Annotated in this window: 11 protein-coding genes; 5 read left to right on the plus strand and 6 right to left on the minus strand. The window is 69.7% G+C overall.

Annotated elements, in window-relative coordinates; genetic code table 11:
* Positions 1-2 precede the first annotated feature (2 nt).
* Both VHA82_RS13450 and VHA82_RS13455 read right to left on the minus strand, forming a co-directional pair.
* Positions 3-659 (minus strand): response regulator transcription factor, encoded by a 657-nt coding sequence (locus tag VHA82_RS13450; RefSeq protein WP_325544451.1) that lies wholly within the window; start codon positions 657-659, stop codon positions 3-5.
* Positions 656-2416, minus strand: coding sequence for a hybrid sensor histidine kinase/response regulator (locus tag VHA82_RS13455; protein WP_325544453.1), 1761 nt, complete (start codon positions 2414-2416; stop codon positions 656-658). The genes VHA82_RS13450 and VHA82_RS13455 overlap by 4 nt, the downstream gene beginning before the upstream one ends.
* Before the next feature lie 254 nt (positions 2417-2670).
* Between VHA82_RS13455 and VHA82_RS13460 the strand changes: the two genes are divergently transcribed.
* Both VHA82_RS13460 and VHA82_RS13465 read left to right on the plus strand, forming a co-directional pair.
* Positions 2671-3909, plus strand: coding sequence for an ATP-binding protein (locus VHA82_RS13460; RefSeq protein WP_325544455.1), 1239 nt, complete (start codon positions 2671-2673; stop codon positions 3907-3909).
* Between the two features lie 129 nt (positions 3910-4038).
* Positions 4039-5460, plus strand: a complete 1422-nt coding sequence (locus VHA82_RS13465; protein WP_325544457.1) for a sensor histidine kinase — start codon at positions 4039-4041, stop codon at positions 5458-5460.
* Between the two features lie 110 nt (positions 5461-5570).
* On the opposite strand, the gene VHA82_RS13470 is transcribed toward VHA82_RS13465, so the two are convergent.
* The gene (locus tag VHA82_RS13470) at positions 5571-5774 is read right to left on the minus strand and encodes a hypothetical protein (RefSeq protein WP_325544460.1); all 204 of its coding nucleotides are present in this window, start codon (positions 5772-5774) and stop codon (positions 5571-5573) included.
* Between the two features lie 149 nt (positions 5775-5923).
* Here VHA82_RS13470 and VHA82_RS13475 point away from each other — a divergent pair, with 149 nt between their 5' ends.
* The gene (locus VHA82_RS13475) at positions 5924-10588 is read left to right on the plus strand and encodes a trifunctional serine/threonine-protein kinase/ATP-binding protein/sensor histidine kinase (RefSeq protein WP_325544461.1); all 4665 of its coding nucleotides are present in this window, start codon (positions 5924-5926) and stop codon (positions 10586-10588) included.
* Between the two features lie 21 nt (positions 10589-10609).
* On the opposite strand, the gene VHA82_RS13480 is transcribed toward VHA82_RS13475, so the two are convergent.
* Entirely contained in the window at positions 10610-11074 is a 465-nt protein-coding gene (locus VHA82_RS13480; RefSeq protein WP_325544464.1) for a CesT family type III secretion system chaperone, read from the minus strand.
* Positions 11075-11429: 355 nt separating this feature from the next.
* On the opposite strand from VHA82_RS13480, the gene VHA82_RS13485 reads away from it, so the two are divergent.
* Positions 11430-12521, plus strand: a complete 1092-nt coding sequence (locus VHA82_RS13485; RefSeq protein WP_325544466.1) for a hypothetical protein — start codon at positions 11430-11432, stop codon at positions 12519-12521.
* Between the two features lie 32 nt (positions 12522-12553).
* Here the strand turns inward: VHA82_RS13485 and VHA82_RS13490 are convergent, their stop codons facing one another.
* Positions 12554-13855 (minus strand): MFS transporter, encoded by a 1302-nt coding sequence (locus VHA82_RS13490; RefSeq protein WP_325544468.1) that lies wholly within the window; start codon positions 13853-13855, stop codon positions 12554-12556.
* 201 nt (positions 13856-14056) lie between these two features.
* Here VHA82_RS13490 and VHA82_RS13495 point away from each other — a divergent pair, with 201 nt between their 5' ends.
* Positions 14057-19351, plus strand: a complete 5295-nt coding sequence (locus tag VHA82_RS13495; RefSeq protein WP_325544470.1) for a trifunctional serine/threonine-protein kinase/ATP-binding protein/sensor histidine kinase — start codon at positions 14057-14059, stop codon at positions 19349-19351.
* Here the strand turns inward: VHA82_RS13495 and VHA82_RS13500 are convergent.
* The gene (locus VHA82_RS13500; RefSeq protein WP_325544472.1) at positions 19338-19763 is read right to left on the minus strand and encodes a hypothetical protein; all 426 of its coding nucleotides are present in this window, start codon (positions 19761-19763) and stop codon (positions 19338-19340) included. The genes VHA82_RS13495 and VHA82_RS13500 overlap by 14 nt on opposite strands.
* Between the last annotated feature and the right edge of the window lie 226 nt (positions 19764-19989).

The raw sequence follows: 19989 nt of genomic DNA on the forward strand, positions 1-19989 counted from the left end.
CCTCAGGGCGATCCGGCCACAGGGCTGCCCTCGGCGGCCCCGTACGCGATACCCAGCCTGCGGATCGCCACGACGGCCTGCGTGCGATTCACGACGCCCAGCAGACGGAAGATCGCGGTGAGGTGCGTCTTGACGGTGATCTCGGCGAGCCCGAGGCGCATGCCGATCTCCTTGTTGGAGTAGCCGTTCATGAGGAGCGCCGCGATTTCCTGCTGGCGCGTCGTCAATCCGTGGCCGCTTTCTTCCGTGAGCGACAGCGAGCCGGCCGGGCGAATCCACTTCTGTTCGGACACCGCCCCCTCGAGCGCCCGCTGCACGATCTCCTTGAGCGTATCCATGGAAACGCTCTTGGACACGACCATGCTCGCGCCCGCCCGGGTGGCCGCGGCGATTTCCTGCCTGTGCTCCGAAGCGGACACCACCACGATGTCGGCGCTGCACGCGCGGCGAAAGAGAGCGATCGCATCGGCGCTCGCCGCGCCGGGCAGTCCCAGGTCCAGCAGGATCAGGTCCACCGTGCTTTCGCGCACCCGCTGCAGGCCCTCCTCGGCGCTCGCCGCGGCAAGCACGCTCGCGCCCGCACCGCTTTCCTCGACGAGGCCCACAAGTGCTTTGCGAAAGAGGGGATGGTCGTCGACCACGAGTACGGTCTTGCTCATGTCATTGCTCCTCGAGGCTGCAGGAGTTGCTCCAGCGAGCCTTTCAACGCTGATGCTTCCAGCGGCTTGTACATCACGGGAACCCCGAGACCCTTCGCGGATTTCTCGGCCATGCCGCCCGCCGTATTGCCCGTGACCAGCAATGCGGGGATGTCGGAATTGAACTCCTGCCTCAGTTCTCGAATGACGTCCGATCCCTTGGACGCCTGGCTGAGCTCGTAGTCGCAGATGATCACATCGGGCGGGCGCAAGCTGCCCGCGAGCGACTGCATCGCTTCCACGCCCGAGCGTGCGCACACGACGTCGCAGCCCGCGCTCTCGAGGATGAACGATGCGGCGCTCAGGATCGACGGTTCGTCGTCGACGACCACGACGAGGCGGCCCGCGAGCCGGCGTTCGGGGACGCCCACGGCCGCCTGACCCCGCGCGACGTGAACGAGCGGCATGTCCACCGCGAACATCGAACCGCGCCCGGGCGTGGAGCGCATGACGAGGTTCAGCCGCAGCGCCTGCGCGAGGCGCCGCACGATCGCGAGGCCCAGGCCGACTCCGCCCGTGTTGTCGCTCGGCGGCGCGGAATCGAGCCGGTGGAACTCCTCGAAGATCGATTCCTGCTCCGACTCCGGGATGCCGCCGGCCGTGTCGTACACCGTGAAGCGCAGCATCGGCCCGCGCAGCCGGCAGCCCACGAGCACGCCGCCCTTGCTCGTGTGGCGCACCGCGTTGCTCACGAAGTTGAGGGCGATCCGCTCCACCATGACCGGATCGCTGTAGACGTGGTCCGAACAGTGCCGGACCTTCAGGCGGATGCCGCGCGCCGCCGCGAGCGGCTGGAATTCCTTTTCGATGCGCGAAAGCAGCGACGCGACGCTGAAGGTGCTCAAGGCCGGCACCGCCTGCCTTGCATCCAGCCGCGAGATGTCCAGCAGCGAGCGGAACATGTCGTTCATGTCGTGCGCGCAGACCCGCGCATCGGAGATGACTTCGCGAACGCGCGGGGGCAGCTCCACCTCCGCCAGTCCGTCGAGATAGAGCGAGATGGCGTGCATCGGCTGGCGCAGGTCGTGGCTCGCCGAGGCGAGAAAGCGCGTCTTCACCTGCACCGCGCGCTCCGCGATTTCCTTTTGCTCCTGCAGCATCGCCGCGAGGCGGTTTCTCTCGACGTCGATGTCGATCGCGTGGGAGAACTTGTTCCAGTTCTTCTTCAGCTGCCGAAACGACGCGAGGCTGTGAAACGCGATGAGCAGGACGCCGATGTTGGCCACCGGCGCGTCGAGCGCGTAGAAGAGGACGAAGATGGAAGCCGCGATCACGGGAGCGGAAAACGCGACCACGGACCACGGCACGAAATAGCCGCTCGCCACCGCGTGAACCGTGAAGGTCATGGACACGGCAACCGCCATCAGCGCGAGCTGCTGGTCGGCCTGCGAGGCCCACGCGACGAGGCCCACCGACCAGATCGTGCCGCCGAGGCCCGAGGAAAGCACCACGTCGCGGATGTGGCGCACCGACACGCGCTCGGGCGGCGGCAGCCCGCTCAGCCGCGACCAGCTGTTGAACGCGGCGAACCCGAGCGCGCCCATGGCACATTGCCAGGCCGCGGCCAGCCAGCCGAAACCGTGCTGAAACTGCACGGTCAGGCCAAGCGCCATCATGCAGATGATGAAGCCCGTGTTGCTACCGAGCTGCTGGACCGTCGCCACCGATTGCGCGATGCGGACCTGGTCGGGATGCCGGGACGGAAACCACGAAACCATCGGCCGAGCCTGCACTCTTTCTGTTCGGAGGGCGGGGGCCGCTGCCTCGAGCCGGCCGGTCCGTTTCCTCTCCGCCTGACGTCCTCCCTGTGGACGTTGTCATTCTTGCACTTGGGCCGCTGCGCACAAGGGAAACCTGCCTAGACTTTCGTATGGTCCGCACATCGCCCACCCATCCGTATAGGTTCGGGCACAGGGGGCTAGCGGCGGATCCGTTGCGGTGTTAAATATGGCCAAATCCGATGGCGACCTCGATGAACACGCAATTCAGCCGTATTCTCCTGATCGACGACATGCCGTCGATCCACGAAGACTTCCGAAAGGTGCTTACGCCCAATCGGGGGTCGGCTTCGCTCGATGAGGCCGAAAGCGTGCTGTTCGGCTCCGCGTCTTCTCCGCGCACGCCGCTGGAGCTCGATTGCGCCTCGAGCGGCGAAGAGGGCCTGCGCCTGCTGAAGGCCGCCGCCCTCGAGGGCCGGCCGTACGCGCTCGCTTTCGTGGACATGCGAATGCCCGCGGGCTGGGACGGCGTGCGCACGATCGAGGAACTCTGGCGCGAGGACGGCGAACTGCAGGTCGTGATCTGCACGGCCTATTCGGACAATCCGCTCGAGCAGGCGCTCGGCAGGCTCGGTTCGCCCGATCGCCTGCTCGTGCTGAAGAAGCCCTTCGATCCGATCGAAGTGATCCAGCTCGCCCGCGCATTGGTCGCGAAGCGCCGCGTGGCGCACGAGGCCGCGACGCACCTCTCGAACCTCGAGCGGGTGCTGCACGAAGTGCAGCAGGCCGCCGAGGAGCTGCGCCGGCGCAACCACGACCTCGAGGCCGTGCAAAAGAACGTCTCGCAGAACCTGCGCTCGCCTCTCGCGGCCATCGGCATCCTCAGCTCCTTGCTCACGCAGGAACTGGGCGGCCATCGCAGCGACAAGGTCGACGAGTACCTCGACCAGATGCGCAACGGCGCGCGCTGCGGCGAACTCCTGATCGACGGCGTGCTGTCGCTCACCGAAGTCGTGGTGGCGCAGCCCTCGCACGAATCGCTGGATCTCACCCGCATGGGCCGTGAACTGATCGACGAGGAGCGCAACCGCGAGCCGCAGCGGCAGGTGTCGATCAGCATCCAGGATGGCCTCAGGGCCTGGGGCGACAGCCAGCTCGTGCGCGTCGCGCTCAAGCATCTTCTGGGCAACGCCTGGAAGTTCACGGGCCGCCAGAAGATCGCCGCCATCACCTTCGGCGCGGATTTCGGCGCCGAGGGCGACACGGTGTTCTTCGTGCGCGACTCCGGCTGCGGGTTCGACATGTCGCGCGCGGACCACCTGTTCCAGAAGTTCCAGCGCCTGCACGAATTCGGCGAGTATCCGGGCGGCGGCGTTGGCCTCGCCACGGTCGGCCGGATCATCGAGCGGCACGGCGGACAGATCTGGGCCGACTCGCGACCGGAACACGGGACCACCGTGTACTTCACGCTGCCCTCGGCGGTGCCGAGGTAGTCCTTCGCCATCTCCGGCGGCGCCGGCAACCCCGAAGGCAGCGGGCCTATCCTTTGGTATAGGGCCCAGCGAACCGGCTGGCGACGCGCACATTCGCATGCTACCTTTATCCGGCGTAAGGAGAAGGCAATGGCGCTTTCGGTCAATGAAGCATCACCGGACTTCTGCAAAGGCAATTGCGTCGATCCGATGGCCGTCATGCGTGCATTGCACACGCTCTGTGCCGACACGGACCCCGCAAGCCTGGAGGCCCGCATCGAAGCCGTACTGGGCGGCATCGTGGGCGCCACGAGCGTCTTGCTCGCCCTGTGGGACGAAGAAGCGAACGACTGGCTGCCGCGCTCGAACGACCGCGCGGCGGCCATCGGCGACGCCGCGATCGCGGGGCCGGTTCCGCTGTCGCTGCTGAGCCACGCGGTGCACACGGCCAAGCCGCTCGTGGTCGCCGACGCCCTTGCCGATCACCGTTTCTCGATGGACCCGTACTTCCGGGACGTCGAATGCTGTTCGGCGATGGCGATTCCGCTCGTGCGGCGCGGGTCGCCGCGCGCCGTCCTGATCTTCGAGAACCGCGCCGCGCCGGGGGCCTTCGGCGACTCGCAGCTCGAGACCGTCTCGGCGATCGCCTGGCTTCTGATCGTGACGCTCGACAACGCCCGCTCGTACGAACGCCTGGAGCGCCGCGTCATCGAGCAGGCCCAGCAGCTGCGCGATGCGCAGGCGCGGATCGCCGCGCTCTCGCGCAGCGACGGCAGGGCACAGATCGCGACGAACGTGCTGCACAACGTGGGCAACGTCCTCACGAGCGTGAATGTCTCCGCGCACGTGGTGTCCAAGCAGGTGCAGGAGTCTCCGTCCTCGCGCATCGCCGACGTCGCGCAACTGCTTTCCGAGGCGAGCGACGACCTCCAGGCGTTCTTCGGCCCGGGCGGAAAGGGGCAGCACGTGCCCGCCTACCTGCGCGAGCTCTCCCAGGCGCTGGAGGCGGAGCGGCAGCAGCTGCTTGCCGAACTTCAGCGGCTTTGCGCGAGCGTGGAGCACATCAAGAACGTCATCGCGATGCAGCAGTCGTACGCCAGCTCGGGGCGCCTCATGGAGCGCGCGCTCATCACCGACCTCGTGGAGGACGCGCTTCGCATCCAGGAGGCGTCGATGTCGCGCCACCACGTGCAGGTGCTGCGCGACTATGCCCCGGTCGAAATCGCCGCGATGGACCGCACGCGCGTGATGCAGATTCTCGTGAACCTCGTGGAGAACGCGCGTCAGGCGATGGACGAAGTCCCGGGCGAGCGCCGCCTGGATGTCGCCGTGCGCCAGGCGGCCGGCTCCATCGTCGTGAGCGTGCGCGATTGCGGATGCGGCATCTCGCCCGAGAACATGCAGCACATCTTCTCGCACGGCTTCACGACCAAGACGGAAGGCCACGGATTCGGGCTGCATAGCTGCTCGATCGCGGCCGAGGAGATGGGGGGCAGCCTCGCGGCCTATAGCGAGGGGCCGGGGCATGGGGCGACGTTCGTTCTTCAGTTGCCGGCTTCGCCCGCTGCCTGAAGTCGCCCCGATTCGTGAGCTTCAGGCAACCTGGCGGCTGCGGAGCCGGTCGACGACCGTCGGCCGGAGCCGCCCCGCTTCGCGAAGCGGCCCGGTGGGGCCTGCACGCATCACGCGGCGACGAGCTCGACGGCGGGCGGGCTGAAATCGCGGCCCACCATCGCACGGGCGAACAGATAGTTGTTGCGCGCCCTCTCCGGCATGCGGTCCATGTCGACCTGGCCGCGTTCGTCACACGGGAACGCGAAGCCGCGGCCACTCTTGAAGAGGGAACGGAAGATCAGCTGGAAGCAAATCGATGCGGACGGGTTCATTGCCTTGCTCCTTGCGGGCCCGTTACGGGTCCCATGGGAATCAGTTTGGGCGATGAACCGCTGAAATTAAACCATACGGAAGTAGCGAAACGCTCCTGCGCGCACCGCAGACCCGGTGACCATCCATTCGGATAGGTTGAAGGCCACGAATGCATCCGACGCTTCATCCAACGATCGACCCGACGCTCCTCTCGCTCGCCGAAAGCGCGCTCGCGGCCACGCAGTGCCTGCGGCATGCGCACGGCCGGACCCACGCGCCGCAGCCGCTTGCGGCGCTTCCCTGGCTCGCGCCGGAGCTCACGGGCCGCACCGCGCACGGCGCCGACCGGCGAGCGGACCTCTACGCGCTGGGCGCGGTCCTGTACGACTGGGCGACCGGCCGCGCCGCGTTCGCGCAGGACGACCCGCTTGCCGCGCTGCACGAGCGGCTCACCTTCGCGCCCGTGCCGCCTTCGGTGGTGCGACCCGAGCTGCCCGGCGCCTTTTCCGACATCGTGATGCGCCTGCTCGAGAAGGAGCCCGCCAGGCGCTACCAGAGCGCCGAAGGCCTTGCGCACGACCTGCGCCGCTTGCGCCGCGCCCTCGCGCGCGGGGGTGCGACCGACTTCGCTCTGGGCCGCCTCGACTTCGGCGACCGGCTCGCGGCGCCGTGCCACCCCGTCGGACGTGACGGGGAACTCGAACGCCTCCGAGGCGCGTTCGACGCGGCATCGGACGGAGCAACACGTGTCGTTCTGGTAGCGGGAGCCGCGGGCGTGGGCAAGACGGCGCTCGTGGATGCAGTGCGCCGTGTCGTGGAATCGCGCGACGGCAGCCTCTTCGTCGGCCGGGCGGCCAAGGGCGGCGCAGGCACGTGTGCCTTGCGTCAGGCGCTCGGTCTGCCGCAGAGCGCGGCGCAGCCCGCGGCGCTTGCCGCCGATTTGCTTCGCGCGGCGGCGTCGCCGGGGCGGCCGGTGGTGCTCGTGCTCGAAGATCTGCACTGGAACGCGGATGCCGCGATCGACCTCATCGACCGGGTGCTCTGCGACGAAGACCCGCCAGGCCTGCTCGTGATCGGCACCTGCCGCGACGACGAGCTGGTGCCGCCGCATCCCCTCGCAGTCGCGATCGATCGATGGAGTGGCAGTCGGCCGCGCTTCGAACTGCTGCGGCTTGCGAATCTGAAGTCGCCCGATCTCGCGCGCATGCTGGGCGAGATGCTGCGGCTGCCTGCAGACTCGTCCGAGGAGCTCGCTCGTGCGCTTTCCGTGCGGTGCGGCGGCAATCCGCGCGACACGGTGGAGCTCGTGAACGCGCTGCGCCGCGACGGCGTCTTGCGCCCGGGCGCGCACGGGTGGCGGTGGGATGCCCGCGAAATCGAGCGCCATGCGAACGGGGCGAGCATGACGGACCTGCTGCGCGAGCGCGTATCGCGCCTGCCGCGCGCCGCGCGCGAACTGCTGGAGGCGCTCGCCTGCCTGGGCGGGGACGTGCCGATGCCCGCGCTCGGGGCCGCGACGGGGCTCGGTTCGCGCGAGCTGCACGCGCGCTGCGCGCGGCTCGAAGCCGAAGGCATGGTGCTGCTCGATCCGGGTCCGGCAGCCAGGCTGCGCCTGCATGAACCGGTGCGGCGCGCCGCCTGCGCGTCTGCCGACGCTGGCCGCAGGATGCAGATGCACCTGGACTTCGCCCGCAGGCTCGCCGCCGTGGCGGCATTCGAGCTGGAAGCCGCCGGGCAGTACCTGAGCGCGGCTTGCGCCGTGACGGATGCCGAAGAATGCGCGGCAGCGGGCACCCTCATGCATCGCGCCGCGACCCGTCTTGCGTCGCACGCCGACTTCGCGGGCGCCGAGCCGCTGCTGCGGGGCGCGCTCGGCCTGCTCGGGCGCGCCGCGGCGAACGGCAAGGACACCGCGGCATCTCAACTACGCTGCGAGCTCGATCTGCACGCGGCGCTCAGCCGGCTCGGCCGCACCGACGAGGCCGCGGAGCTCTACGCGTGGATCGAACTGCGCGATCCCGATCCCCTGGTGCTCGCGGATGCGGCGCTCACGCACGCAGAAAGCCTGCACGCCCGTGAAGCCGACGCGCGGGCGATCACGCATGGCGCGCGGTTCCTGCGCGGCCTCGGATTCGAGACACAAGAGCACCTCGGCGCCGCCGATGCGGCGGCCGCGGCCGAAGCGCTCCGCGGCTGGGTCGAAACCTTCGACGACGCCCATGAAGCGGCGCAGCCCGAAGCGCGCGACGCGTGCGTCATCGCCGCGGCCGACATGCTCGCGCAGCTTGCGCTGTCGGCCCAAGCGTTGCACGACGGCGCTCGCTGCGCCATCGTGCGTGCGAGCCTGGACCTCTGGCACCGGCACGGCCCGTGCCCGGGACTGGCCGCGAGCCTGTCGATGGCCGGCAGCAGCGTCGCCATCGCGCGGGCGGATTGGCGCACGGGCTACCTGGCGGCCCGCCGCATGATCGCGCTGTGCGACGCGAAGCAATGGCAGGCCGCTGGTTTGCACGCGCGACAGCGATTCGCCCTCGCCGGCGTGCATTGGTTCGAGCCGCTCGAGCGGGGTCTCCAGCTCGCGACCGAGGCATGCGAAGGCCTGCTCGCGCGCGGGCGAACGCAGGCCGCGTGTTCGAGCTACTGGGTCACCGTGCCGGGCCTGCAGGAGTGCGCGGCGACGGTGCAGGAATGGGCAAGGCAAGCGGATGCCGGCCTCGGCCTCGCCGAGCGCAACGGGATGAAGGAGCTGGCCGCCGCGCTGCTCGCGCCGCGCCAACTGGCGCGGGCACTGCGGGGCGAGACATCGGCCACGGGGTCCTTCGACGACGCCGAATTCGCCGAGGCGCGGCATCTCGCCGGCCACGCGGCGCGGCCCCGGGCGACCTTCATGTTCCACGTTCACCGTGCGCTCGGCGCCGCGATCTTCGCGGACACACCCGCTCTCTATGCGCATGCGAAAGCGTCCCTCGCTCTCTCGGCGGGCCAGGGGACCTACACGGTGGCCTGGGCGCACTGGCTCGCGGCCCTGGCCGCGGCGTGGAAGCTGCAGGACACGCGGCTTCATGCGCCGCAGCGCGACGGCATGTGGAAGGCCGACCTCGCCGAGCGGGCCGCGTGGCTGGAGCTTCGCGCGATCGATGCGCCCGCGAACTTCCGGCACATCTGCCTGCACGTTCTGGCGGAACAGGCGTGGGCTCAGGGCGACGACACCGCCGCGGCCACGCGCTTCGATGCCGCGCTCGGTCTCTGCGCGACGGGTACGCGTCCGTGGCACCGCGCCTTCATCACGGAACGGGCAGGACAGTTCCACCGCGCGCGAGGCCGCGCGAGCCGCGGCGGCGAACTGCTCGCCGAGGCGCACAGGCTCTACACGCAATGGGGCGCGACCGCGAAGGCGGCGCAGCTCGTGGCGCGCGACCGCGTGCCGCTCGCGCCGGACAGCGCGTCATGGTGCGCGGCGGACGCGAGCCGGATGGACACGCTCGCCGTGCTGCGCACCGCGCGGGTCCTGCAGCGCGAAGGCGATGCGGCGGCGCTCGATGCGCGCGTGCGCGAGGTCCTGCGCAGAGTCTCCGGCGCCACGAAGGTGACGCTCGTTCGCCGGGACCCGGATGCGAACGACTGGGTGCTTCCCGCCGAGGACGGCCTCAGCCCCGGCTGCGAGGAGAGTGTCGGAGACCGCGCGCCCGTGTCCGTGCTGGCGCACGCGATGGCGCAGGCGGTGCCGCTCCTCATCGACGATGCGCTTGCCGACGAGCGCTTCGCGGGGGACCCGTATTTCCGGGACATGGCGCGATGCTCGTTGATGGCCGTGCCGGTCGTGCATCAGGCGGCGGTGCGCGCGATGCTGGTGCTCGAGAACGACGCGCGCAGCGGCGCATTCGGCACCGAGTGCCTCGACGCCGTCGTGCTGATCGCCGGGCAACTCGCGATGTCGCTCGAGAACGCGCGCCTGTACGAGAGGCTCGAGCGAAAGGTCGAGGAGCGGGCGCGGCAGCTGCGCGAAGCGCAGTCGCACCTGCTTGCCGAGGCACGCCGTGCGGGGATGGCCCAGATCGCGGCCAACGTGCTGCACAACGTCGGCAATGTGCTCACGAGCATGAACGTCTCCGCGCACATGCTGGAAGCCCGGGTGCGCGACTCGTCGGCCTCGCGCCTCACACGGCTTTCCCAGTTGCTGCAGGACGAGGCCGACGACCTGCCGGCGTTCTTCGCGCCCGGCGCCAAGGGCCGGCTCGTTCCGGCCTACCTGCGCCAACTGGACGAAGCGCTCGCGAGCGAGCGCGACCAGATGCTCGCGGAATTGCAGCGGCTGTGCGGCAGCGTGGAGCACATCCGCAACGTGGTCGCCATGCAGGAGGCGTACGCCGGCGACGGCCGCGTGCTGGAACTCGCTCGCATCGACGAGCTCGCCGACGAAGCCCTGCGCCCGCACGAAGCGGACCTCGCGCGCGACGGCGTGGCGGTGCGGCGCGACTACGCGCCGATGGAGGCGACACGCCTCGACAAGGCGCGCGTGATGCACATCCTCTCGCACCTCTTCGCCAATGCGCGCGAAGCGATGCTGGGCGTCGACGGCGAGCGGCGCCTCACCGTCACGCTGCGCGAGGAGATCGATCGTATCGTGGTGACCGTGCGCGACACCGGCTGCGGCATCGCGCGGGAGAACCTGGACCGCATTTTTTCGCACGGCTTCACGACGAAGCCGGACAGCCACGGATTCGGGCTGCACAGCTGCGTCATCGCGGCGCAGGAACTGGGCGGCAGCCTCACCGCCTTCAGCGACGGCCCGGGAAAGGGCGCGAAGTTCGCATTGCAGCTGCCGCTTGCGTGAGCGGCGCCGCCCGCCCGGGAGTCAGGCGCGATGCGCCGTCGCGAGCATCGCAAGCGAATCGACGGCGGGCCGGGCCGGCACCAGGTGCGCTCGCCACTGGGTGGCGAGTTCGGTCATGCGCATGACGGCCTGATAGAGATCGGGCGCGGTCGCGGTGTCGAGCGGCCTCGCGTAGTTGACGACGAAGTCGCCGGTCGCGGGGTCGCGGCCGATGGAAGGCGATGCCGCGCGGCCGGCCATGAGGAAGTTCGCCTCGAGGAAGGCCCGGCAGGCGTGCAGCTCCTCGTCGGGGCCGACCGAGCCGAGCTTCGCCGCGATGACGATGGAGTCGCCCAGCGCGCGGATGTGCATCACGCTGGTGGCGACGCCGTCGACCTCGAAGGTGACGGCGCTCACGCCCGAGGCGTCCTCGGCGATCGCGGGCGGTGCGATTCCGAAGAGCTCGCACAGGCTCGCGCAGAGGCCTTCGAAGCGAACGGGGGTCATGCGAAGGATGCTATGCGAATGCCGAAGGTCTTGCCTCAGACCGAAGTCTGTCGCGACACGGTGTTCGCCTCAATAGGATGACCGGATCGCAACCTATCGATCGAAAGGCGTGGAACGCAGGATGGACATTCGGACTCCGCCGGAATCGGCTTCGCAATCGACTCCCGCCAATGGCGACTACCCGGGAAGGACTTCGCCTCTGCCTGTTCCCGACGCGGGTCAAACCGTCAGGTTGCTGCCCGATCATGTCCTGAATGTCGCGGACCCTCCCGGGTCGGAAGGGACGTGCCGGCCTGCCGATGCGGCCTCCTCGGGCGGCAGGACGCAAGCCCGTGCGGTCGGCACGAAGACCGTCGTGTGCCTCTTCTTTCTGGGCATCGCCGGTCGCATGTCGGAGGTTGCGCTGCACCCTTGGCAACCCCCTGAGGTGACCCTCCACCTGCCGCAGGCCGCGGAACGGGCCCACGAGCCAACCGCGAACGCCACGGGGCCTATCGCGAACACCGCGAACGTGAGCGAGGCCATCGCGGCGTGCCAGGCCGAACTCGAACGCCTGGGTCTTTCCGATCGCGCTGCCTATCTGATGGGGCAGACGCCCGCGTCCGGCGGGTGGGTCCCCTGCGACAGCAACGAGAAGATGATGTACGAAGTCGCGGCAGGTCTGAGCGGGAACGGCCCGGTCACCCCGGTCACCGTCCATCAGGCGGCACGAAGCCTCAGCGCGGCGGATCGCGTCAAGCTCCAGCAAGGACTGGATCGGCGAGACCCCCATGCGATCCACCAATTTACCGAGCTCGTCTGCAAGTGGAACCGCGGCGGCGGACACGAATTCGTTGCGAGCGAATGGACGTGGGTGCGAGCGTACACCGGCCTCATGGGCGACGGCCGGATGAAAGCGGTGCCGGTCGGACTCGACGATCCGACCGAGTCGCTCTGGAATGACACGTTCGCCCTCGATGGACGCGTCGTGATCGGCGCGCCTCTTGCCTACCTCGTCTGCAACGCGTCGGGCACCGCGGTCGAATGCCCGGGAACCGCGCCGGTGCAGCTTCCTTACCCATCCGCGGAAAATCCCCTCTATCCCGCATTCCCCGGCCTGCCAAGGGAAAAGCTCGATGCGCTCTACGCTGCAGTCGATCAGGCGCTCGCAGCCGACAGGCCCGTCGTGCTGGTGGTTCGCGGTTCGCAGTTCGATCACGACCTGGACAGATGGGGGACCGGCTATAGCGTGTCCCAAGTGGGCCATGACATGACGCTCGCAGGGTTCCTGCGGGCGATGGCCGAACGCGGAATCTCGGTGGTCGCCAGAGTGCAGGACGATCCGGAGTCCGACGACGTCTGGAACACACTCATCCTGTCGACGCCGCAACTGCATCATCTCGCGCAGAATCGTACGGGCGAGGCAAACGCCACCGATACGCCGACGCCTGCCGCCACCGAAGGCTGACCAATCCAGCGAAACAGCGAGTCGCGCGGCGATCACGGCGCCGCGAGCGCCGCCTGCCTTCCCCGCTCCACATTCACGCGCACGAGCAGCGCGAGCCCGATCACGAAGAGCCCCGCGGTCGACATGATCGCAAGACGCTGGTTGCCTCCGGTCACCCACGTGATCGCGCCGTACGAGAGCGGCCCGATGATGCTCGCGATCCTGAGCGCGAAGGTCCACAGGCCGTAGAACTCCGCGAGCTGCTTCGGCGGCGCAAACATGCCCGCGAGCGCGCGCCCGGCCGACTGGCTCGACCCCATGCAGAGCCCGGCGATCGTGGACGCGATCCAGAATTCCCCTTTGGTCGTCGAGACCGAAGCGATGATGCAGACGGCCGCCCAGCCCACGAGCGTCGTGCCGAGCGCGAGCTTGTGGCCCACCCGGTCCTGCAGATAACCCCATGCGAAGGCGCCTGCCGCCGCCGCGAGATTCAGCACGAAGATCAGCACCATCGTCTCTTGCGGCTTGAAGCCGATCACCGATTCGGCATAGATCGCGGCCAGCGCGATCGCCACCGCGATGCCGCCCTGGTAGAAGACGGCGCACGCCATGAGCCACACGAAGTCCTTGTAGCGGCGCGCCTGGCTCGCCGTGCGCTGCAGCTGGTGCAGGGAAGCCGCGAACCCGCTTTCGCGCAACGCCTGCGGATTGGGTTTCGCGCGTTCGGTGAGCAGCCAGAACGTCGCGAGCGAGGCCGCGCCGTACATCACGGCCGTGATCAGCATCGTGACCGGCACGAACTGCGACGCGGGAATCTTCTGCCCCTGCGCCTGGATCACGTACGCGAGGCACAGGCCGAGCGTGAGCATGCCGCCGAAGTAGCCGAAGCTCCAGCCCCAGCCGCTTACCTTTCCGAGCGATTCGGGCCGGGCGAGCTCCGGCAGGAACGCCGCCGTGAGCGACTCGCCGTACGTGTAGAACACGTTCGAAAGCACGATGAGCACCATGGCGAGCGCCACGCCCCCGGGCTGCGCCCAGGCGAGCGCCGCGGTGCACAGCACGCACGCCACCGTGATGATCGCGAGCACGCGCTTCTTCGCCGCGCGCAGGTCCGCATACGCGCCGATGCTGGGCATCGTGATCATCACGATCGCGTGCGAGATGCTGAGCGCGAGCGTCCAGGCGAACGTGGCCCAGGGCGCCTTCTGCGCGACGCCGCTCACGAAATACGCGGCGAACACCGCCGTGATGACGACCGTGGTGTACCCGGAATTGGCGAAGTCGTACATCGCCCAGCCGAAGACTTCGCGCTTGCGCACGCCGGGGTTCAGGGCTTCCTGCGGAAAGAGGCTCATGGGTGGGGGAGACTACAAGGTACGCCGCGGCGTGGCAAGCCGCCGCGCCGTCCGGCCGCCGGCGCCGCGAACCCGAGGCGGTACGCGCAAAATGAACCGACAATGTGGACCGAAAGTGGCAATCGGCATCCTCCCCAGGCACCGCGAACTTGCGGATGCGTAGAGAAGAAAGGCGATCGACGCGCACATGGAGCGCAATTCATGACGGGCTCGAGCTTTGCGCTGTCCGGGCGCGGCGCCGAAGGCCGAATCGAACTCCTGTACGAAAGCCCGACGACGCGCGTCTTTCGGGAGCTCGGGCCGCTCGGCGCGATCGTCTGCAAGGAACCCCTCGGGGCCGACGCGCCCGAGCGCATCCGCCACGAACGCGCCATGCTGGAGCGGCTTGCCGGCGTCGAAGGCGTCGCGCATCTGGCTGCCGGTCTCAGTCCGCAGGGCGCGCTCGCGCTGCAGGACTGCGGCGGGGTCTCGCTCGCCCAGGTGCTGCGATCGCGCGGCATCCGGCTCGATGCGATCCTGCCGCTTGCGCAGCAGCTTGCCCGCACGCTGGCCGCGGTCCATCGCCGCGGTGTGATCCACCGCGACATCAACCCCGCAAACATCCTGCTTGCCGCCACCGGCGACGCCGTCCTGATCGACTTCGATCTGGCCATGCGGGCCGATCAGCACCCGGCCGCCGGCGAGGAAGGGCATCTTCTCGGCACGCTCGCCTATCTCGCACCGGAACAGACGGGGCGCACGGGGCGCATCGTGGACCAGCGCGCCGACCTCTACGCGCTCGGCGTCACGCTCTACGAGCTCGCGACCGGTCGCCTGCCCTTCGAGGCGCAGGATACGCTGCAGCTGATTCACCACCACATGGTCCGAGAGCCCCTGGCGCCTTCGCAGCTGGACGCGCGCGTGCCGGCGGGCTTCTCGGCCATCGTCATGCGCCTGATGGCCAAGGCACCCGGCCAACGCTATCAGGGCGCCGAGGGCTTGCTGCACGACCTGCAGCGGCTGCGTGGCGAGCTCGATGCGGGCCGGCCGGGCCTCTTCGAGCTCGGCGAGCGCGACTTCCCGGCCCGGCTCGCGCCGCCGCGAGCGCTCGTGGGCCGCGCGAGCGAAATCGCGACGCTGCGCGCCGCGTTCGCCGAATCGCAGAGGAGCTCGCACGCAACGGTGCTCGTCGAAGGACCCGCGGGCGTGGGCAAGAGCGCGCTCGTGGGCGAGCTGAGGCCCATCGTGGCCGCCGCGGGCGGCTGGTTCGTGCACGGCAAGTTCGACCAGTACCAGAAGGACGCCGCCACGGCGGGCGCGGTCACGCACGCGGGGCGCGCGCTCGGCCGCCTGCTGCTTGCGCTGCCGCCCGAGCAGCTCGCCGTCGAACGCCGCCGCATTCTCGAGCGGCTCGGTCGCAACGCCGCCGTCGTGACGCGCATGTCGCCGGAATTCGCGCTGCTGCTGGGCGAGCAGCCCGAGGTGGTGCACGAGGATCCGCGGCAGGCCGAGCTGCATCTGCAGCAGGCGGTGGTCGATCTGCTCGCGGCGGTCGCGTCGCCCAAGCGGCCGCTCGTCGTGGTGATCGACGACTTGCAGTGGGCCGGAGCGCTTTCCCTGCGCGGATTCGGGCGGCTCGTCGGCGAGCCGGGGCTGCGCGGCGTGGTCCTCGTGGGCGCCTGGCGCTCCGAGGAACTGGTGGAGGGCCATGCGCTCGCGCCGATGCTCGCGCAATGGAGCGGCCTGCCGCAGCCGCCGTTGCGCATCTCGCTCGCCAACCTGGGCGAGGCCGACCTGGCCGAGCTGGTCGGCGGCATGCTGCGCCTGCCCGTGGAAGGCGCCTTGCAGCTCGCCCGCGCCGTGCACAGTCTCACGGCCGGCAATCCGTTCGACACGGTCGAAATGGTCAACGCGCTGCGCAACGACGGCGTGCTGCGGCTGGACGATGCGGGCTGGCGATGGAATTCGGCCGAAGTGCGGCGCTTCGTGGGCGGCGGCAACGTCGTGGACCTGCTCGCCGCGCGCATCGCCCGGCTGAGCGCCGATACGCGGGAGCTGATGGAGCTCATGGGCTGCCTCGGCAACTCGGTGGAGCGCGGGCTCCTTGCCATCGCCGCCGGCGCGGACGAAGACGAATTGCGGCGCCGCCTCGCGCCCGCCTTGGAGGACGGACTCGTCATGAACGAGCCGGCCCAGGACGCGCCCGCCCTTCGCTTCCGGCACGACCGGGTGCAGCAAGCCGTGATGGCCGCGATGGACCACGAGCACCGCGCGCGGCAGCAGCACGCGATGGCGCGCCGGCTCGCGGCGCATCCGGGGTTCGAGAGCGAGGCGGCCCAGCAGTACCTGCCTTGCATCGGGCGGCTTCACGATCGCGCGGAGCAGCAGCGCGCGGCGCGGCTTTTCCTCGATCTTGCGCGCAAGCTCGCCGCCACCGCGACCTATCAGCTGGCCGATCGCTATCTCGCGGCCGCGGGCGACCTGCTGCGCGCCGTGGGCGACCCCACCGATGCCGGTTCGCTCTTCGAAGTGGCGGCCGGCCGCCATGCCGCGCTCTACAGCCTCGGGCGGCTCGAAGAATCCGATCCGCAGTTCGAGGCCATGCAGTCGAGCGCGGCAGACCCACTCGCGATGGTCGAGCCCACCTGCCTGCAGATGCGAAGCCTCTTCATGCGCGGGCGCACTCAGGCGGCCAAGGAGCTCGGCCTCGCGCTGCTCGCGCGGCTCGGCCTCGAGGCGCCGCCGGACTACACCACCCCCGATGCGCAGGCGCGCATGGATTCGCTCGCGCAGTGGGTGCGCGAGGACGCCGCGCGGGCGCACGCCGGGCGCACGCCGATTCGCGAGCCGCGCCTGCTTGCCATCGCGAAGCTGCTCACGCGCCTCGCGCGGCCCGCGTACTTCTCGCCGGGCAGCCTGGCATTTCGCTGGCTGCTGCTCGAAAGCCAGCGCATGTGGGCCGAGCACGGCCCGTGCCCGGAGCTCGTCGCGAGCCTCGGCCGCATGAGCAGCATGCTCATCACCTTGCGGCAGGACTATCGCACCGCATACGAGATTGCTCGCCACGTGCTTGCCGTCGGCGAGGCGTTCGCGTGGGAGCCGCAGACGTCGGAGGCGCGGTTCATCTTCTGCACGTTCGCGGGCCACTGGTTCGAGCGCGTCGAAGACGTTCTGCGCCAGAGCCGGCGTGCCTTCGAAGGGGTGCGCGCATCGGGCGATGCCTCCTACGCGGGCTACGTGCACGCGGGGCTGATCACGAGCGTGCTGGAGACCGCGCCGACGATCGAGCAGTCCGTCGCCGAAGTCGAATCCGGCATCGCCCTGTGCGCTCGGGTGGGCAATGTGCATGCGGCCGCGCAGCACACCTGCGAGCTGCAGATGCTGCGCGCGCTCGCGGGCCGGACCTCCTCGCCCGAGAGCTTCGACGATGCGCAGTTCGCCGAAGCGGACTTCCTCGCGCGGCTGGGCAGTCTTCCCTACATGCGGCACACCTACGCCGAGTGCCGCGCCATGCACGGCCTGATCATGGGCAACGCGAGCCTCCTCGTGCCCAACGCGCTGCTCGGCATGTCCACCGCGGGCGACGTCGCGGGCTACTACATGACCGTGTACGCGCATTTCTTCCACGCGATGGCACGAGCCCGGCAGTTGCAGACCGAAGGCACCGGCGCCGACAGGGCGGCGCTCTTGGCCGCGCTCGAGGAGAGCCGGGCCTGGCTCGCCGCGCGCGCCCTGGACCAGCCGCACAACTTCGCGCACCTGTCGCACCTGGTGCAAGCCGAAGAGGCGTGGGTCCTCGGCGACGGCTGGAAGGCCGCGGCCGCTTTCGATCGCGCGCTGGCCGAATCGCTCGATGCGCAGCGCCCCTGGCACCGGGCGGTGATCACCGAGCGGGCCGCGCTTTTCCATCTGAGCCGTGGACTCGTGCACGCCGGCCGCGGGCTGCTTGCCGAAGCGCGCGAACAGTTCGCCGCCTGGGGCGCGAGCGCGAAGGTGCAAGCCCTGGAGCGCGAACACGATTTCCTGCGGCCGCACGAGCCGCAGCCGGGCGCGAGCGATGCGGCTCGTGCGAGTAGTGGGTCCACGAGCCGCTCCTCGCGCGGCAGCACGAGCGGCATCTCCTCGGACGCGCTCGACCTGATGGGAGTGCTGAGCGCCTCGCAGGCCTTGAGCTCCGAAACCGGCCTCGAGCGGCTGATCGCCCGCGTGACGGAGGTGCTGGCCGCGCTCACCGGCGCGACGAAGGTCCTCGTGCTCGCGTGGAGCCACGACGAGTGGTGGCTGCTCGCGCCCGCGGCCGGTGAAGCGTCGCTGCCGCTTCGCGACGCGGCCGAACGCGGGATGGTGCCCGTGTCGGCAATCGGCTATGCGGAACGCACGCGCGAGCCGCTGCTCGTGGACGATGCCATTGCCGACGACCGGTTCGCGCGCGATCCGTATTTCGCCGACCACGCGCAGTGCTCGCTTCTCGTCGTGCCGATCGCGGGCCAGGGCGCGGCGCGCGCGATGCTGATGCTCGAAAACACGGACGGGCGCGCGGCGTTCAACGCGCAGCGCCTGGACGCCGTGATGCTGATCGCCGGCCAGCTCGCGGTGTCGCTCGCCAACGCGCAGCTCTACGAAAGCCTGGAGCAGCGTGTGCAGTCGCGCACCCGCGAGCTGCAGGAGATGCAGGCTCAGCTCGTCGCCACCGCGCGCCGCGCGGGCAAGGCCGAAGTCGCGACCAACGTGCTGCACAACGTGGGCAATGTGCTCAACAGCATCAACGTATCGGCCAGCGTCGTGCGCCGCACGATCGGCAATTCGAGGCTGCACGGGCTCGGCCGCGTGGTGGCGCTCCTGCACGAGCATCAGGACGACCTCGCGGAGTTCATGGGCCGCGACGACCGCGCCAAAGCGCTGCTCGCCTACCTGGGCGAGCTGGAGGGCACGCTGCGGCACGAGCACGACGAGGCGATGTCCGACATCGAGCGGGTCATCGACAGCGTGGCCCACATCAGCTGGGTGGTGGCCGCGCAGCAGTCGCACGCGGGGCCCTCCACCGTGCTGGAGACGGCCCGGCCGCAGGAGATCATCGAGGAGGCGCTTCGGCTGAGCACCGAAGCGATCGCGCAAGGCGCGGTGCATGTCGTCGTGCGCAGCGACGGCGTGCCCGCGGTGTCGCTCGACCGCCCGCGCCTGCTGCAGATCCTCGTGAACCTCGTCTCGAACGCGGCGCAGGCGATGCACGACATGCCCCTCGAGGCGAGGGAGCTCACGGTGGCCGCCGCCATCGTCTCCGGCGGCAGCGGCGAGACACTGCGCATCACGGTGGAGGACACGGGAGAAGGCATCGCGCCGGAAAACCTTTCGCGCATCTTCTCTCACGGTTTCACGACGCGCCGCGACGGCCACGGCTTCGGCCTGCACAGCAGCGCGCTCGCGGCGGTCGAAATGGGAGGCAAGCTCACCGTGCACAGCGACGGGCCGGGCCGGGGCGCCGTCTTCGCGCTGGAGCTGCCGCTTACCGCGCGGTAAGCCGCGCGCCGCCGCCCGTGCCGGTGAGGCGCAGCGGGTGCGGCACGGCGCTTCCGCGCGACTGCGCCACGCGCATGCACTCCTGCGCGGCGCGGTAGCAGGCGCGCGCGCAGCGCATGTATTCCGGCTCGGGCATCAGCATGCAGCGGCTCGCGAGCGCCTCGCAGCATCGCGCGGAGGCGGCGCACGCGGCCGGCACGAGCGCCCCGTCGCCCGACATCGCGCGAAGCGCCAGCTCGCACACCTGCATGCACACGCCCACGTCGTGGAGAAGCCTCGGCTCGAGCGCGGCGTTCGCGCGCAGGTGAAGCGTGCAATCCCCGCATGCCAGCACGCACGCCTCGCAAGCGGTCATGCAAGTCGAATAGGCGGACGAAGGCTTGCGGCTCGCGACGGAATTCGATCGTGACACGGCTCTTTCCTGCTCACTGAATTGGCGTGCCGGCACGGTGACGGTGCTTGGGCGCGATTTCGGCGCGGCTTTCGGAGGAAGGAAGACTCGTGACCCGCTCAAGGGTGAATGCCGCATCACCGCCTCGCGGCCATTCTCGGAGTGCCGCCGCAGAAGAAAAAATGCCGCCGCGGGAGGGTTTCTTCACGTCCGCGGAAGACTTCTTCACACACCCGCGCCGAGCCGG

The organism is Ramlibacter sp. (assembly GCF_035548915.1).
In the GTDB taxonomy this organism is placed as follows: domain Bacteria; phylum Pseudomonadota; class Gammaproteobacteria; order Burkholderiales; family Burkholderiaceae_C; genus Ramlibacter.

Bases quoted from the DNA above. Each gene is read 5' to 3' on its own strand.
- VHA82_RS13450 (WP_325544451.1), bottom strand. From the start codon at position 659: ATGAGCAAGACCGTACTCGTGGTCGACGACCATCCCCTCTTTCGCAAA.
- VHA82_RS13455 (WP_325544453.1), bottom strand. From the start codon at position 2,416: ATGGTTTCGTGGTTTCCGTCCCGGCATCCCGACCAGGTCCGCATCGCG.
- VHA82_RS13460 (WP_325544455.1), top strand. From the start codon at position 2,671: ATGAACACGCAATTCAGCCGTATTCTCCTGATCGACGACATGCCGTCG.
- VHA82_RS13465 (WP_325544457.1), top strand. From the start codon at position 4,039: ATGGCGCTTTCGGTCAATGAAGCATCACCGGACTTCTGCAAAGGCAAT.
- VHA82_RS13470 (WP_325544460.1), bottom strand. From the start codon at position 5,774: ATGAACCCGTCCGCATCGATTTGCTTCCAGCTGATCTTCCGTTCCCTC.
- VHA82_RS13475 (WP_325544461.1), top strand. From the start codon at position 5,924: ATGCATCCGACGCTTCATCCAACGATCGACCCGACGCTCCTCTCGCTC.
- VHA82_RS13480 (WP_325544464.1), bottom strand. From the start codon at position 11,074: ATGACCCCCGTTCGCTTCGAAGGCCTCTGCGCGAGCCTGTGCGAGCTC.
- VHA82_RS13490 (WP_325544468.1), bottom strand. From the start codon at position 13,855: ATGAGCCTCTTTCCGCAGGAAGCCCTGAACCCCGGCGTGCGCAAGCGC.
- VHA82_RS13495 (WP_325544470.1), top strand. From the start codon at position 14,057: ATGACGGGCTCGAGCTTTGCGCTGTCCGGGCGCGGCGCCGAAGGCCGA.